The following is a 15,666-nucleotide window of genomic DNA, read 5'->3' on the forward strand; positions in this document are numbered from 1 at the left end:
GGTGGCTGCCCGTGGCCGGTAGCGTTGCTGCAATGGTCCCCCGGGCGTTTGTGGTGTTGAGGTGTGTTCCGTGATGAAAAGCGATCCGACTTCTGATTTAAAAGTTATGGCACAAGAGGCCCTGGATTCTTTGCTGTCCATGATCGAACAAGTTGACGTTGAGGGGCGTATCGAGTGCGATGTAGGCGATGGAATGATAGAGGCTACGTGTAATGGGCTCGTATACCTGATAAGTTGGCATCAGCCTTCCTCGCAAATATGGGTTGCATCCCCTATTAGCGGGTCGGTGCGTTTCTCTTACAACGCAGGTGACGCATTATGGTATGATACGCAAAGTGCGCGTGGGCTGCTTTCCTTCGTTGAACGGGATATATGCGCCGCCTTTAGCCTTCGAGAACAATAGGTGTGCCATGAGGGCGCTACTTTCCTACATATGGCCGCATTTTTTGTATTTCCTGCTGTCATACCTCGCTGTAATTGCCTCTTCCGGGGCCATACTCGCCTTGGGGTACAGCATGAACACACTGGTCGACACCGTTAGTTCGGCGCCAAACTCCAGGCCGCCAGCAGTTATTTTTTTCCTGATCGTAACGATGTCAACGAGCTCGTTTCTGCGGATCTGGCTTTCAGGGCGTGGAGCTGAGCTAGTAGTGCGTGACTTGCGAAAACGGCTGTATGACAAAATAGTTGTTCTGTCTCAGAGCGTTTTGGAAAATACCAGCACAGCGGTGTTAATGAGTAGACTAACAACCGACATGGCCATGCTGCAGGCCATACTGAGCGGCAGTATGCTGGTGATTTTTCGGAACATTACTGTTCTTGTAGGCAGTGCAGCCATGCTCGCGCATACCAACACAAAGCTTACTGGGTATATAGTCCTAATGTTGCCGATTCTGTGGGTAATTGTTGCATTGCTCGGCAGGCGTGTGCGACATTTCTCGCGTCTTTTGCGGGAAAGGATTGAAAAATTGGCCCATTTTGGCGAGGAGACGTGCAGGGGCATTGGGGTTATCCAGGCGTTTACGGCCGAGGATCACGCAAGAGCCAGGTTTGCCAGTTTGTTGGACGCAAACTTCCGTATCGCCGAAAGATATTTGCTATGGCGGGCGCTGTTAGTGACCCTGATTCTTTCCTCGGCTGCCGGGTCTGTTGGTATTGTCCTGTGGGCAGGCGTCAAAGAGGTAGGTGCCCAGAGCATGAGTGCCGGATCTCTCTTGTCGTTCGTTTTTTATGCCGTACTCGCTGCCGGTGCGGTAAACGGCATAGGAGACAATGTTCAAGATCTGCAAAAGGCTGCCAGGATCGCCGAAGATGTACTACGGTTATTGTGCATCGATGTGGGAATGTCAGATGCTGAGGATTGTGTAGACATCAGTACAGTAAGGAGGTCAGTCGAGCTGCACAACGTCACGTTCTTCTATCCCAGCAAAGCAGACGCACCAGCGCTGCGGGGCGTAAGCCTTACTATGCATAGCGGCGAGAGGGTGGCAATAGTTGGATATTCTGGTGCGGGAAAGAGCACAATTACTGACTTGCTCCTGAGGTTTTATGATGTCAGCTCCGGAAGCATAACCATTGATGGGGTGGATATCAGGAAGATTTCCCTACGTAGCTTACGTTCCATTTTTTGTGTGGTTCCACAAAGCCCAGTGATATTTTCCGGCACCATACTCGACAACATCGCCTACGGGGCTGACCGCACCTACACCAATAAGCAGCTGGAAGAAGCAGTGGAAAGGGCCAACATTGCGGACTTCATACACACTCTTCCAAACAAGTTTGACACTTTTGTTGGTGAAAAGGGAGTATGCTTATCGGAGGGACAGAGGCAGAGAATAGTGATAGCTAGGGCCATATTGAGGAGCCCCGAAGTTCTGGTATTGGACGAAGCAACCTCGGCTCTAGATTCTGATAACGAACGCAAAGTACAGGCAGCATTGTGTGAGTTGATGCGAGGCAAGCTCATGATTACCATAGCGCATAGACTCTCTACTGTGGCCGATTCGGATAAAATAGTTGTATTAGACAACGGGGCGATCAAAGAAATCGGCACGCATGACTCACTAATACAAGACGAAAATAGCTTATATGCCAGGCTGGTTAAACTGCAGCTTTTACAGTATAGGGGATAGGCTGGGCTCTGAATTGACACTTTCTGGCTACGTCAGCGCTACTAAATGCAGACCAGGTTCGCGTGTGATGCGGCAAGTTGTGGCCAGCTGCTAAGGCGTTGATGAAAATATCTGAAAAGAGGGGCCACGATAGGGTAGATTTTGTATCACTCTAACGTAATTGTAGCTGGTTAATGTGGTACGAATGGTTGGTAGAATGGGGACAAAGTTGTTGTTGACTGTAGGGGTTATTATGGTACGCTGGGGCGGTTTGTAGTTTTGTGTTTTACACTGTGGGAGCACCTGGGTCGGCGTACAAAGTTGTAGACCACGAGTATGATGTTGTGGTTGTTGGTGCGGGGGGAGCCGGGTTACGCGCGGTTGTCGGCATGGCCGCCGCGGGCCTGTCTGTGGCGTGTGTGTCTAAGGTTTTTCCCACTCGTAGCCACACTGTGGCTGCCCAGGGCGGCATCAGTGCGGCGCTTGGCAACATTTCTGAGGATGACTGGCGGTGGCATATGTTTGACACCGTTAAGGGGTCTGACTGGCTTGGTGATCAGGATGCCATTGAGTACATGTGCAAGCACGCTATGGAAGCGGTTGTTGAGCTTGAGCATTATGGGGTTCCCTTCTCAAGAACTGAAGATGGCAAAATATACCAGCGTCCATTTGGGGGTATGACGACAGAATATGGCAAAGGCAAGATGGCCGTGCGTACTTGCGCTGCCTCGGATAAAACTGGGCACGCCATATTGCACACTTTGTATCAGCAAGCCCTAAAATACAAGGTGAAGTTTTTCGTTGAGTATTTCGCGATAGATCTGATAATGAGCGCCAATAATAGCGCTTGTCATGGCGTTGTTGCGTGGTCATTGTGTGATGGCACTCTGCACAGATTCCGCGCGCACGCAGTGGTTTTGGCAACCGGTGGGTATGGTAGGGTGTACTTTTCAGCGACCAGTGCCCATACCTGCACTGGTGATGGCGGGGGCATGGCCGCCAGGGCTGGGCTGCCCATGGAAGACATGGAGTTCGTGCAGTTTCACCCCACTGGCATATACGGTTCTGGCTGCCTGATGACCGAAGGCTGCCGAGGCGAGGGTGGGTACCTACTAAACTCTGAGGGAGAGAGGTTTATGGAGCGCTATGCGCCCAAGGCGCGGGACCTTGCCTCTCGTGACGTTGTTAGCAGGGCAATAACAATGGAGATACGTGAGGGCAGGGGTGTTGGCCCTAAGAAAGACCACGTGTTTCTGTCTATAGCCCATCTTGACCCTGGGGTGATAAAGGAAAGGCTGCCCGGCATCAGTGAAACCGCCAAGACGTTTGCTGGTGTTGACGTTACTAAAGATCCGATACCGGTGCTGCCTACGGTACACTACAACATGGGTGGAGTGCCGACAAACTATCATGGGGAAGTCTTGCTTTCGGAGAAGGGAAAGATAGTGGCCGGCCTTTTTGCAATCGGCGAGGCTGCGTGTGTTTCTGTACATGGTGCTAACCGCCTGGGCTCGAATTCCCTGCTGGACCTGGTGGTTTTTGGCAGAGCAGCTGCACTTAGGGCCAAGGAGATAATCAAGCCTGGTGCTTCCCACGCGCCGATAGAAGAATCGCTTGTAGATGCAATTGTTGATAGGTTTGATAAACTGCGCTTTTCACGCGGTGGCCCCCGGGTTGCCGAGGTGCGTGACAGCATGCAGCGTGTGATGCAAGACCATGCGGCGGTTTTCCGTACTGCAGACATTCTCAATGAGGGGAAGCAGAAAATCCGCGAGGTTGCCTCTATGGCGAAAGATATGTCTGTTTCGGATAGGAGCATGGTTTGGAATAGTGACCTTGTAGAGGCTCTTGAGCTAGCCAATATGCTGCCTCAGGCCGTGATTACTATGGACTGTGCCGCAAATCGCACTGAGAGTAGAGGTGCTCACGCTCGCGAGGATTTTCCAGAGCGCGATGATGAGAACTGGATGAAGCACACCATGGCTTGGTACGATAGCAAGACCCACGGTGTGAAGATAGCATACAAGAGTGTTGCTACTAGCACGCTTACAAATGAGGTGGAGTGGTTTCCGCCTCAGAAGAGGGTATACTAGTATAATAGTTGATGGGGTGTAGCTAATGGTGCAGATATCTCTGCCGCGGAACTCTAAGATCAATCCTAAGGGTAAAGTGCACAACATGGCGGAGGGTGCGCAGCGCGTTGGGTGCTTCAAGATATATCGGTGGTCTCCAGATGATGATGAATGTCCTAGGATTGACACGTTCTACATCGATCTGGATAAATGCGGGCAGATGGTCCTTGATGCGCTGATAAAGATTAAGAATGAGGTGGATTCTACACTTACGTTCAGAAGGTCCTGCAGAGAAGGCATATGCGGATCCTGCGCGATGAATATTGACGGCTCTAACACCCTTGCATGCACAAAATACATATCTGACATCAAAGGGGATGTGAAAATCTACCCGTTACCCCACATGAATGTAATTAAAGACCTAGTGCCAGATCTTAGCAACTTCTACGCGCAGTATGAATCCATCAGTCCGTGGCTTAAGGCCAAGGATCCAGTTTCCGGAACTAGTGAGCGTCTTCAAAGTGTTGAGGATAGGAGCAAGTTGGATGGAATTTATGACTGCATTCTGTGTGCAAGCTGCAGCACAAGCTGTCCGAGCTATTGGTGGAATTCTGACAAGTACCTGGGACCTGCAGCTCTGCTGCAAGTGTACAGATGGTTGGCGGATAGCAGGGATGAAGCGACTGATGAGCGGCTGGAGCTTCTTGACGATGCATTCAAACTATATAGGTGCCACACTATTATGAACTGCACAAAAACCTGCCCCAAAGACTTAAATCCTGCGGGGGCAATTTCCAAAATTAAGCAGCTTATGCTCAAGAGGTTGGAGTTGTAGGTGGAAGAAGGAGGTGAGTACACAAAGCGTGTGGTTGTGCACGCACTTGAGGATATCCTGCATCGGGAACGCAGGGTTTTAGATAAAGGGTTTGTGAGGGTTGTTGATTACATGGGCTCTGATGAGTCTGTGGTCCAAGCTGCGCGCGTGTCCTATGGAAGGGGCACGAAGCACACTAGCCAAGATGCCGCGTTAATTGGATACCTCATGCGTCATGCGCACACTTCCCCCTTCGAAATGTGCGAGATCAAGTTTCACGTAAAGTTGCCAATTTTTGTTGCTAGACAGTGGGTAAGGCACCGGACTGCGAGCATAAATGAGTATTCTGCCAGATACTCCGTACTAGACCGCGAGTTTTACATCCCAGGTGAGGGGCAGATTGCGGAGCAGTCAATGAACAATGCGCAGGGTAGGGGAGCGCCGTTGCCCGCCGATGCTGCGAAGAAGATTATGGAACTTTTTAGGCGCAACTCTGAGCTGATGTATGAAGATTACGCAATGCTGCTGGAGCAAGGCCTAGCGCGGGAGCTTGCCAGAATGAACCTAACGATCAATTGTTATACGCAGTGGTACTGGAAGGTTAATCTGCACAATTTGCTGAGATTCTTGGCACTCAGGTCTGGCATGGGTGCCCAATATGAGATTAGGGCATATGCGGACCAAATTTTGGAGATAGTAAAGTTGTGGGTTCCCATGGTATACGCCGCGTTTGTGGAGTACCACTTAGAATCTAGCACAATGTCCAAAAGCGCCCTCATGGTTGTGAGAAGAATGCTACAGGGAGAGAGGGTAAGCAGGGAGGAAAGTGGCCTAGGGCGCAGAGAGTGGGGTGAACTCATGTCGGTGCTATACCCCGATGGTGTGCCTGAGTGACACATATGCGGTTAAGCGATTTTATTATTTGGAAGTTTGTTGGTGAAGTTATAGCCCGCTTTGGCTGCTGCAGGAGCCATTTTGTGCTATTGTTCGAAGTGTAGTGTGCCATTCTTCATAAGGCACGTGGGGTAACATGCTGAGTTCGTTGGTATTCATATTTGTTGTGCTGTCCGTAGCGCTCAGTGATGTTACCAACGCCATGTATGCCAACTATCTCACACTGGTGGGGAATTTTTTCGGTGTTGAGCAAACAATTACTCAGCTTACAGTTAGCCTTGAAATGCTCGGCCATTCGGTTTCTGGGCTGGTTTACGGGCCCATGTCTGACCGGTATGGACGTAGGCCGGTCATGCTTTTCGGTATGGCCGTGTTCCTAGTTGCTGGTCTGTGGTGCTGCTTTGCGAGTAATATCACTGCCCTTATTGTTGCCAGATTTTTCCACGGAGTAGGTGCGGGAGTTGCGGCAGTGGTGGGTTATGCCATGATATGTGATATCTATTCTGATGAAGAGTGCTCCAAGGGTGTGTCTTTGATGTACATGTGTGCTGTTACCTCCTCCACGTTCATCGCGCCCGCTATGGCCGCGTATATGATCACTAACGAGTATGGTTGGAGGGCCGTTTTTGTGGTATCCAACGTCCTTACCACGGCATTATTTCTCTGGTTAGTGCGCAAACTTCCAGAAACGGTACAGGAGAAGAGCACAGAGTGTAGTCCGATTGCGATAATTTTCGGGTACGTTGCCCTACTGAAAAACCGCGGGTTCCTGGCTTACTGTTTCATTAAGAGCCTTGTTATGACATATCTACTAGCCTCAGTCGGGAATTTGCCGTTTGTATTCATTGAGGGTATGGGGCTCCCAGCAAAGTACTATGGCTATGTGTCGGCGATTGGTGGGGCGTCATTTATCGCGGGTACCATAGCCAACATAAGGTTGGTAGGCAAGTTTGGTATGCGCAAGATGATCATCATAGGCTTGGTGCTGACTGCAGCGTCTGATGTGGTGGCAATTGCAGCTGACTACTACTTCGTTCTTACGCCCGTGCTTGCGGAGGCTATCTGGATTCCCTCCTCATTTTGTATTTCGTTTATTACCAGTAACAGCGTTGTTTTGGCTTTTCGGGAGGTCAGCAACAAGGGTGCGGCTTCATCCTTTATTATTTGTTGCCAGACGGTGTTTGGGGTTCTAGGCATGTACGTTGTTGGTAAACTCTACGACGGAACCATAGTTCCAATTTGCCTGCTTACCTTATTATGCTGTGCGATATCTGCCGTGATCATGTACCGTACATCGAGAGGCGAGGTGGGAACCTCGTAGCCAAGCTTGCCAGGAGGCCAACATTAGTGCTCAGTAAACAGGGCGCCTATGGGTGACAAGCCAGGCCGAAACTTATACCGCTATTTTCTTCCCAGGCTATATGTATTTGCTGCTCATCAGATAGTCGAAGCCTTTTTGTGTTAGCACCCGGCCACGCGGTGTGCGCTGAATGAAACAAGTTTTTATCAAATAGGGCTCTATGGTCTCTTCTATGTTGCCCACATCCTCTGAAAGGGCGGAGGCTATTGTGTCAATGCCTACTGGGCCCTTGGCTTCAAAAACGAACTTTAGATATTTCAAGTCCATTTTGTCAAACCCTGCCCCGTCTATTCCCAGACGGGACAGCGCGTTATTCGCGAACTTGCCGTCTATAGTGCCATGCCGCTCAAACTCTGAAAAGTCCCTAACCCGCCTGAATAACCTAAGCGCAATTCTTGGTGTACCTCTAGATCTGGAAGCAATTTCCCGCGCTCCGCTATCGTCTATGTTAGCACAGATCACCCCGGCGGCCCGCTTTATCACGAGTACAAGCTCGTCTACAGAATAAAACTCCAAATGCAACGGGATACCGAACCTGTCCCTCAACGGATTTGAGAGCAACCCAAACCTTGTGGTAGCACCGATCAGGGTAAAAACGGGGATGTCAATCTTCAAAGTTCTTGCGCCACATCCCTCTCCCACCACAATATCGAGGCAATAATCCTCCATGGCGGAGTATAGTATTTCCTCAATGTTTCTATTGAGCCTGTGGATCTCATCTATGAACAGCACGTCCATGGGTTGAAGATTGGTCAAAATTGCTGCCAAGTCACCAGCTTTGCTTAGCAGGGGCCCCGCGGTTGACCGGAAATTTACTTTTAACTCTTTTGCTATTATGTGTGCGAGCGTAGTTTTGCCCAGCCCCGGAGGGCCGTACAACAAAACGTGATCCATAGGCTCTCTCCTCTCATACGCGGATTGTATAAAGATCTTGAGATTTTTTATTACCTCGGTTTGCCCCACAAACTCTTCTATCAGACACGGGCGGAGGGCGGCATTGCGATGATCCTCCGGCAGGGCCTCGTATTTGTGTAGTGTATCGCTGCTCACTTAGATAACTCCAAAAGCGCACGACGTACTGCATCCTCAGTGGAGTCACACGTGCCCACCTTCTGTAATGCGCCCAAGGCTGCTGTTCTCTCATACCCCAGGCTAAGCAGGGCAGCGACGGCTTCGCTATCCGTTCTACTTGCTGTAGCGAACTTGTTGAACTCCAATTTCTGCACTTGCGGAGCCAGCTCGGAGATTATTCTACTGGTGAGCTTTTCTCCCACTCCGCCGACCTTCAAGGCAGCCTTATCTTCATTTACTATTGCGGAAAACACTTGATCTGGAGTCAGAACATCAAGTATGGCCATGGCGGTCTTGTAATTCACGCCGCTAACCTTAATAAGCATCCGCATGCAGTTTTGCTCTTCCCTGGTTGCAAAGCCGTACAGTTGGGAGACGCCGTCTCTACCCACGTAAGTCTCAATATACAGCCGCACCCGATCTCCGCTCTTGCAGCCGCTTAACACCCTTCCCGGTATATGTACCAGGTACCCAACTCCGCCGACACACAGTATGACGTGGCTGCTGCATATAATTTCCTCAATTGTGCCGGATAGTGTACCAATCATGGCGCCTCCTGGCTGCAAATGCGAACAAGTCTAGCTTTGTACTTTCGTGCCTCAACCAAAGTGCCGATACGCAGCAGAGTAAACACACCAAACAGAGATGCAAGCGCGGCGAACATTGTAAATAGTGGCACCAACATTGAAGAATCGATGGCCATACCGCCCTTCCTCAACACACTTGCTGGCTGATGTAGGGTTGACCATATATCCACCGAGAACTTCACAATTGGCACGTTAATAGCGCTAAACACCGCGAACAGGGCAGCAGCCCTTGAAGCCCTTGCCTGATCTTCAAACGCGTTCCACAGGCACGAATACCCCAAATATAGGAAGAGCAGCAGCAACATTGAAGTGAGCCGGGCATCCCACACCCACCAGGTGCCCCATGTGTACTTTCCCCACACGCTGCCCGTAACTAGGCACACCACAGTGAAGCATCCGCCTACAGGCGCCATTGCCCGAGACAGCAGAGAACCTACGCTTTTTTTGACTAGTGCCATGAAACTCAACCCGGCGACTGCCGCGTACGCTCCTAGCGAAATCCACGCAGAGGGTACGTGCAAATACATTATGCGCACAACCTCACCCTGCCTGTAATCTGGCGGGGAAGCATAAAGCGCGTAATACAGGCCTACTACCATTGAAACGGCGCAAAAGCACACCAAGCAGGGCAACGCCAACCATGAGTAACGAACCAGACCCCTCACGCTGTGCCACACCAGAAGCTACCTATCCCCAACCCCGGAGGATAGCATAGTTACCTACGAGCGACAACAGTAAGTTTGCCCGTGTTGGCGAGCCCTTTCACCGCGGTTGTGGCGCTACACACTTAACTTATTGTCAGGGCCGCAACGCCGCGATATGCAATTCAATTGGTTGACCGGAGGAGGCCTACTCTTGCGGGATGGTTAACATATTTTCAGCAAATGGCGACGCCCGCTGCGTTGTCACATAAGGTGCGCTTGCGTTTATTTTGGTTGAAAGTTAGAGCACGTTAATGATATAAGTGAACCCTAGCAGGCATGGGAGTTTCAGGGGTATCGTGGGTCTCAAGTTGACAAGTGAGGGTATAATGTTGGTGATCTCTTCACCCTCTGGGTGCGGCAAAACCACCGTGTCCGATCTGGTCATCAAAAACAGTGACAATAACGTAATACGCTCAGTATCTGCAACCACGAGGGCCCCGAGAAAGGGTGAAGTTGACGGTAGAGATTACTTTTTCCTCAGTGAAACGGAGTTTCTACTGCTGTGCAAATCTGGTGAGATGCTAGAACACGCAAAAGTTTTCGGAAATTACTACGGCATACCGCGGAAGTTTGTGGAAGAAAACGTCAGTAGTGGGAAAAATATATTATTCGTGATCGACTGGCAGGGGGCCTTCAGGCTAATGGAGGTGATGAAAGAGTTAGTGGTAAGTGTTTTCATAGTCCCTCCTTCCATGGACGAACTTAGGCGCCGCCTGCACAACCGGAGCGGCGGTGATGATGTTGCCAGGGAGAGGCTTGCAAGCGCTCCATTCGAGATTAGCCACTGCTACCGTTACGATTATGTCATAGTCAATGAAAGTGCTGAGGAAACCGCGCGTAAGATAAGTTGCATCATCGGCGCGGAAAGCATGAGGGCGTCTAGGCAGTCAGGGCTGAAAAAGCTCATAGATGGCAGCTTCTCGTTGTAAGTGTAGGTTGCAAAGTTGGCTGCGGTTCTGTGCCGCGTCAGCGAACGCTGCGCTGAGATATGCGTTGCGACCCTTGGGAGGTTGTGCTACAAGGTGATAACAATCAGAAGTTGATAGGGGTATGGCGGTTGTAGTTGCCCGTGTGGTTCGTGCGTGCTGTGGCGTGTTTCCGGTCAGTAGTAAGTCAATAGTACTGCCGGTCATTTTTGTGATATTTACTGCCGTCCTCCCGATGTGTGGTGCCGCGCACGCACGAGATGTCAGCTATAATAGCAAGTTTGGCTCCCGGGTTGTGATGGATGCTATCTGGACGGACGTGCAGCTTCATGGTACGGAAGGGGAAGGCAAGGTGTCTGGTTACCATCAGCCAGATCTAACGCTACCGGACGGTGGATGTACGCCGCTTTGGGCCCAATGGGGGGCCAATGGCAAGCGGGGGAATATTAGGTCTGTCTCGCTGCGCCCTGATGTAGGGAAAGTTGTGGCTCTGACGTTCGATTTTTGTGAACTTTCCACCAAAACTGCTGGCTATGATGGCAGAGTGATCGATTTTCTCAGGCAACGTGGTATCCCCGCTACGCTATTTCTCGGTGGGAAGTGGATGAAGACTCATCAGGAGAGGGCGATGCAGCTCATCGCGGACCCTTTGTTTGAAATAGGCAACCACGCGTGGACCCACGGAAATTTTGCACTATTGCCTGTGAAAGATGCGACCGAACAAGTTATGTGCACTGAAAGGCAGTATGAGATACTTAGAGACGCCATTGGTGCGCGATTGCATGACGGCATATCGCGTGAGGAGTTCGAAAAAATTCCCAAGAGCCTTAGCTTGTTTAGGCTTCCTTACGGCAGGGTGGCTGACGCGAATCTTGACCTTCTGCACAAAATTGGGGTCAGAGTTATACAGTGGAATATAGTTGTGCCCGAGTGGGAGCGGATCTCAGATAAATTTGTGTCTGGCATGGGCATACGCAGGGGGTCGATTTTGCTAATGCATGCAACTTCGGTTCCCCCGTACACGCTGGAAAATCTTGAGGTAATCGTGGGTTTTTTGCAAAAGGAGGGATATAGTTTTGCCACGGTTACAGAGCTGCTTGACATGGGGAGCCCAAATGTTCATACTGAAGGCTACTTCAGACATTCTGGGGATAATGTCTTCCTCGACAATCGGTATGTACGTTATGGCACCGCGCATCCGCCCCCCAGTGGGTCTGTGCCTAGGGGCGGTGGGTAGCCCGCCATTGGAGGCTACTATTGGTGGGACAATCTGCTTGTGGTGCTTGTCTCGGGTACGTTGGTGTTGGGTAATGAGGTGCGTCTAGTGCAGTTTTCTGATTTCCTGGCCCCCATGCCTGTTTTTACGGTTTCTAGGGGGTTTAGTGCGTGAAATAATAGACGGTAAACTAGTCGCGCGGGGTCTGCTAGATAGATTGCGTGTATCTGTTGATCGGCTTAGGGTGGAGCATGGAATAGTGCCACACCTGGTGGTTGTTATTGTTGGGGATGATCCGGCGAGTAAACTGTACGTAGGCAACAAACAGCGCAAAGCCGAAGAACTTGGGTTGCAGTCCCGTACAATTGCCCTTGAGTATAACACCTCCCAGGAGGAGCTACTGCGCATTATTGATGAGCTCAACGGAGACGCAGCTGTGCACGGCATTCTGGTGCAGCTGCCTTTACCAAAGCATATAAATAAAGAACTCGTGATTAATGCTATAAGTCCCGAGAAAGATGTTGATGGGTTTCATAACTCCAACGCGGGAAAGCTGGCTACTGGTCAGCTAGACTGTATGATCCCATGTACCCCGCAGGGGTGTATACATCTGATCAAAACCGTAAAACAAGATTTGGCCGGTAGCAACGCGGTGGTTGTGGGGCGCTCAAATATAGTAGGAAAGCCGGTTGCATTGCTGCTCCTCTACGAGAATTGTACGGTGACCGTACTACATTCTGCCAGCCTTAATATTGAAGAGCATTGCCTGAGGGCAGACATAATTGTGGCAGCTGTAGGCAAGGCATGCTTCATTAAAGCCTCTTGGATCAAGCCCGGGGCAATAGTTATAGATGTTGGAATAAACCTTGTAGAGGAGGGGCAGAAAAATAGATTTGTCGGAGATGTTGAGTTCGAAGGTTTGCAGGATGTTCCATGTTTGGTAACCCCAGTCCCCGGAGGGGTAGGGCCGATGACAATAGCGTTTCTTCTAGTAAACACGGTGCTAGGTGCCTGCAAGCAATGTGGTATCGATCACGAAAACATACGAAGTTCTCTGTTGCAGTAGTTGTTGTTATGGTTTAGCATCTTGTGGGGCGGTTAGCTCAGTTGGTAGAGCGCCTCGTTTACACCGAGGAAGTCAGCAGTTCGAGTCTGTTACTGCCCACCATGTTCCAACTCATTGTTACTCAGGGGGTTAAATTTTCCATCTTTGTGGTCCGGTCCCCGATCGCACGCCTTCAACACACGAAGGCGGGCTGGCAGAGCTCTTTGTGCGCTTTAGTATGTAGCCAAAGTTGCACGTAAACCATTTCTGGCAGCTTTGAAGTTCATATTAAGTTAATAGAATTACCGTTACACTCTTCACGAGCTTGAGCCCCGTTCTACGCACGGGTCTTCGGACCCTGTGCGCGCGGAGGCGCTCCGCCTACTGTGGACGGCTAGTGCGGGCATACTGCCGCGTTACGGCAACCAGCGAGGTGAGAATCACCAATCAAGCAGAATTGATAGAACAAAGCCCCCGCAACACTAGGTAGATGGTGTGTTGGAGGCGCCGAATTATTAACATTAAACCTAGAGGTAGGGGATATGCCACTTGAAGATGACAAGCAGCAACAAGCAGTAAATGCCATTAAGGTTGCATTCGCGAACAAGTTCGGGGAACTAACCAAGCTATCCAACTTTGTGAGAGGTGCTGATAACAGACTTAGCGCTACCAAGACCCATATTGATAGCTTGCAAGAACTAGCTCGACAGCTATCAGACAAGGCCAGTGCAGTTGGTGGTGTGGATAACAAATACAACCAGAAGACTGATGCAGCTGGACTGGGTGCAAGGGCAATAGAACAGTTAAGGGCCTTTGGACAGCTAGTTACCGGCAAGGGGCCATACATCAAGGGGGGGGCATACACACCCGCAAACATTAGTGACATACCATTTGCCGATGCTTTCCCTGCAATAGATACTAACGATATACAGGTCAATGATAGTAACAAGCAAGAATTCAGCAGGGCAGCAGTCTATGGCCTAGCAGGATTCAAGCGCACCGTTGACGAAAGCGTAGACATGCTCAGCCGTGGTATGCACATGGTTGGGGAAGGCCAGGCTAAGGTTGCAGAAGGGGTAGAACAGAAGGATGTTGACCTAGTTAAAGAAGGTTTGGAACTATCTGGACTGGGTTCATCAATGTGTCAAAAAGGTCTAAGTTATGCCTCTTGGGGTATTGGTGAAATTCGGCAAGGAGCTATGGGTGCATTTGCCAGCACTGGCCTTGAAAAGTGCAGCAAAAAGCTCAATGAGGCATCTCTCAAGTGGGGTAATGCGGTTGATGAGATCAAAGGACTTCAAACTGCCATCAACCTTGGTGGTACTCCAACTCCCAGCACTGAGCCATGGGCTCCTGATGGTGTAGGTAGCAATACCTTCTACGCTAAACTAGACAGTATAGCGCATAAGATTGCAGAAGCAGCTAAGAGCACCTGGGAAGGCCTGGGCATGACTGGTGTATTCATAGGTCATGTAGCTAAGCTAGCTGGTACAGTATCTATATGCACAGCATTCATGCTAGGAGCTGTGGCAGGATTCCCTGTTACAACTCTGATGCTTACGATGGATGTGGATGGTAAAGCATCAGAGTTATGCGAGAAGTTTGAGAAGTTTATCAAAGACAACATAGAGCAGTCGGCCAGAGACATCATGGCCTCAGAGTTTGTATCATCAGTATCTGGCAAACTCACAACATGTGCTGCAGCTATCAAGCACGCCTTCGCACCAGTTGATGCATTGCTTGATGGCCTAAGTACCCAAGGTCTGGAGACTGACCAAGCCATCGTAACCGCCTTCAAAGCAGTTGGTGATGCCATAACCCATTGTGGGGTATTAGCAGTCTCCATCATGAAGCAAGGCCTCACCAAGGATACCCTTGACATGGTGCTCAAGAGCACGGAAGCCGTGTATAGTGGCATAAAGGATGCTGTCCAAAAACTTGTTGAGCAGGCTAAGACGGATCATGGAGCCGCAAGTGATGAATACCTAAAGCACGAAAGGGTAGGTGAAGGTGTACTCAAAGCATGTGAAGATGCTTACAACGCATTGAAGGAAGCTGTAACCAAAGCAGGGAATGCACTAAAGGCAGCAGCTGCATTACCTGGCCAAGCATATGATGCCATCAAACAAGCAGCTGAGACACGTGCGCAAGGAAAGGCAGAATACCAGGCACAAGTTCAACAAATCGGTGAAGCATATGCCATGGCCATGGGTGGTGATGTCAAGGCTGAACGTACCCAACAGGTAAACAAGGCGATTGATGAAGCTACTCAAATATTTACCAAGCTTAGAGATGCAGGTGCCATATCCCAAGAAGAGATGAATCAGTATGTGAAGTCCTTTGCACCACAAGAACCTGCTAAGTCAGCTAAGGACCTCGTAGACTCAGTAGTTAGTGGCATATCTTCCGTAGCAAGTCGCCTAGCACATGGTGTAGTAACCATAGGTCAAGCTATTGGTGAACAACAAGTCAGCCAAAGTGTGAAAGACCTGTTGTCCGCACCAGCTGCAGACTGCAAAGCTGTAGATGAGGCCATGAGCAAGGCAGCAAATGATAACAACGTTACTGCAGAGACACTAATAGGTGCTACAGTAAAAGCCTGCTCAACTGAACAGGCACAGCAAACCAAAGGTGCAGCAGGTATCGATCAAAATACCCTCCAGGAGGCACAGCAAACCAAAGGTGCAGCAGGTATCGATCAAAATACCCTCCAGGAGGCAGCTGCAGGCCTTGCTAGTGCTGTGAATGAGGCTGGACAGATATCCTCCCTCAATCAAGCAGAAACCCAGATTGCTCAAGGACAACAACAGCAGTCCGGTGGATGGAGTAGGTAGTCTTATTGTCCTTATGTTTGGGGTGGGGGATT

At 50.1% G+C, this 15,666-nt stretch carries 13 protein-coding genes and 1 tRNA gene; 11 read left to right on the forward strand and 3 right to left on the reverse strand.

Features of this window, described 5'->3' with window-relative positions; all coding sequences use genetic code 11:
* Positions 1-73: 73 nt before the first annotated feature.
* The 6 genes from AOV_RS00430 (at position 74) to AOV_RS00455 (ending at position 7,212) form a co-directional block, all read left to right on the forward strand.
* On the forward strand, positions 74-403 hold the full coding sequence (locus tag AOV_RS00430) for a frataxin domain-containing protein (RefSeq protein ID WP_075138690.1): 330 nt from the start codon (positions 74-76) through the stop codon (positions 401-403).
* A 7-nt stretch (positions 404-410) separates the two neighbouring features.
* Positions 411-2,132 carry an ABC transporter ATP-binding protein gene (locus tag AOV_RS00435; protein ID WP_075138691.1) on the forward strand — a complete coding sequence of 574 codons (1,722 nt, stop codon included), beginning with the start codon at positions 411-413 and terminating at the stop codon, positions 2,130-2,132.
* A 272-nt stretch (positions 2,133-2,404) separates the two neighbouring features.
* The gene (gene sdhA, locus AOV_RS00440; RefSeq protein WP_075139429.1) at positions 2,405-4,204 is read left to right on the forward strand and encodes a succinate dehydrogenase flavoprotein subunit; all 1,800 of its coding nucleotides are present in this window, start codon (positions 2,405-2,407) and stop codon (positions 4,202-4,204) included.
* Between the two features lie 25 nt (positions 4,205-4,229).
* Positions 4,230-5,018: a succinate dehydrogenase iron-sulfur subunit gene (locus AOV_RS00445; protein WP_075138692.1), complete on the forward strand. Its 789-nt coding sequence runs from the start codon at positions 4,230-4,232 to the stop codon at positions 5,016-5,018.
* A complete protein-coding gene (thyX, locus tag AOV_RS00450; RefSeq protein WP_075138693.1) occupies positions 5,019-5,891 on the forward strand; it encodes an FAD-dependent thymidylate synthase in 873 nt (290 codons plus the stop codon).
* A gap of 136 nt (positions 5,892-6,027) precedes the next feature.
* Positions 6,028-7,212: an MFS transporter gene (locus tag AOV_RS00455; protein WP_075138694.1), complete on the forward strand. Its 1,185-nt coding sequence runs from the start codon at positions 6,028-6,030 to the stop codon at positions 7,210-7,212.
* A 96-nt stretch (positions 7,213-7,308) separates the two neighbouring features.
* Here the strand turns inward: AOV_RS00455 and ruvB are convergent, their stop codons facing one another.
* The 3 genes from ruvB to ccmC are packed head-to-tail and all read right to left on the reverse strand — an operon-like array spanning position 7,309 to position 9,508.
* Positions 7,309-8,301 (reverse strand): Holliday junction branch migration DNA helicase RuvB, encoded by a 993-nt coding sequence (ruvB, locus tag AOV_RS00460; RefSeq protein ID WP_075138695.1) that lies wholly within the window; start codon positions 8,299-8,301, stop codon positions 7,309-7,311.
* Positions 8,298-8,870 (reverse strand): Holliday junction branch migration protein RuvA, encoded by a 573-nt coding sequence (gene ruvA, locus AOV_RS00465; protein WP_075138696.1) that lies wholly within the window; start codon positions 8,868-8,870, stop codon positions 8,298-8,300. The genes ruvB and ruvA overlap by 4 nt, the downstream gene beginning before the upstream one ends.
* Complete coding sequence (gene ccmC, locus AOV_RS00470) at positions 8,867-9,508, reverse strand: heme ABC transporter permease CcmC (protein WP_199463068.1); 642 nt, start codon at positions 9,506-9,508, stop codon at positions 8,867-8,869. Before ccmC ends, ruvA begins: the two co-directional genes overlap by 4 nt.
* Positions 9,509-9,939: 431 nt before the next feature.
* Between ccmC and gmk the strand changes: the two genes are divergently transcribed.
* The 5 genes from gmk (at position 9,940) to AOV_RS00495 (ending at position 15,634) form a co-directional block, all read left to right on the forward strand.
* A complete protein-coding gene (gene gmk, locus AOV_RS00475; RefSeq protein ID WP_075139430.1) occupies positions 9,940-10,542 on the forward strand; it encodes a guanylate kinase in 603 nt (200 codons plus the stop codon).
* A gap of 142 nt (positions 10,543-10,684) precedes the next feature.
* On the forward strand, positions 10,685-11,776 hold the full coding sequence (locus AOV_RS00480; protein WP_233497176.1) for a polysaccharide deacetylase family protein: 1,092 nt from the start codon (positions 10,685-10,687) through the stop codon (positions 11,774-11,776).
* 145 nt (positions 11,777-11,921) lie between these two features.
* Positions 11,922-12,821 (forward strand): bifunctional 5,10-methylenetetrahydrofolate dehydrogenase/5,10-methenyltetrahydrofolate cyclohydrolase, encoded by a 900-nt coding sequence (locus tag AOV_RS00485; RefSeq protein WP_075138699.1) that lies wholly within the window; start codon positions 11,922-11,924, stop codon positions 12,819-12,821.
* Between the two features lie 26 nt (positions 12,822-12,847).
* Positions 12,848-12,923: transfer RNA gene (locus tag AOV_RS00490), tRNA-Val, on the forward strand.
* Positions 12,924-13,342: 419 nt separating this feature from the next.
* Positions 13,343-15,634: a hypothetical protein gene (locus AOV_RS00495; RefSeq protein ID WP_117374374.1), complete on the forward strand. Its 2,292-nt coding sequence runs from the start codon at positions 13,343-13,345 to the stop codon at positions 15,632-15,634.
* Positions 15,635-15,666 lie beyond the last annotated feature (32 nt).

Origin of the sequence: Anaplasma ovis str. Haibei, assembly GCF_002214625.1 — a bacterium.
Taxonomy (GTDB): Bacteria; Pseudomonadota; Alphaproteobacteria; order Rickettsiales; family Anaplasmataceae; genus Anaplasma; species Anaplasma ovis.

Bases quoted from the DNA above. Each gene is read 5' to 3' on its own strand.
- ruvA (WP_075138696.1), bottom strand. From the start codon at position 8,870: ATGATTGGTACACTATCCGGCACAATTGAGGAAATTATATGCAGCAGC.
- AOV_RS00445 (WP_075138692.1), top strand. From the start codon at position 4,230: ATGGTGCAGATATCTCTGCCGCGGAACTCTAAGATCAATCCTAAGGGT.
- gmk (WP_075139430.1), top strand. From the start codon at position 9,940: ATGTTGGTGATCTCTTCACCCTCTGGGTGCGGCAAAACCACCGTGTCC.
- AOV_RS00435 (WP_075138691.1), top strand. From the start codon at position 411: ATGAGGGCGCTACTTTCCTACATATGGCCGCATTTTTTGTATTTCCTG.
- AOV_RS00430 (WP_075138690.1), top strand. From the start codon at position 74: ATGAAAAGCGATCCGACTTCTGATTTAAAAGTTATGGCACAAGAGGCC.
- AOV_RS00495 (WP_117374374.1), top strand. From the start codon at position 13,343: ATGCCACTTGAAGATGACAAGCAGCAACAAGCAGTAAATGCCATTAAG.
- ccmC (WP_199463068.1), bottom strand. From the start codon at position 9,508: ATGGTAGTAGGCCTGTATTACGCGCTTTATGCTTCCCCGCCAGATTAC.
- AOV_RS00455 (WP_075138694.1), top strand. From the start codon at position 6,028: ATGCTGAGTTCGTTGGTATTCATATTTGTTGTGCTGTCCGTAGCGCTC.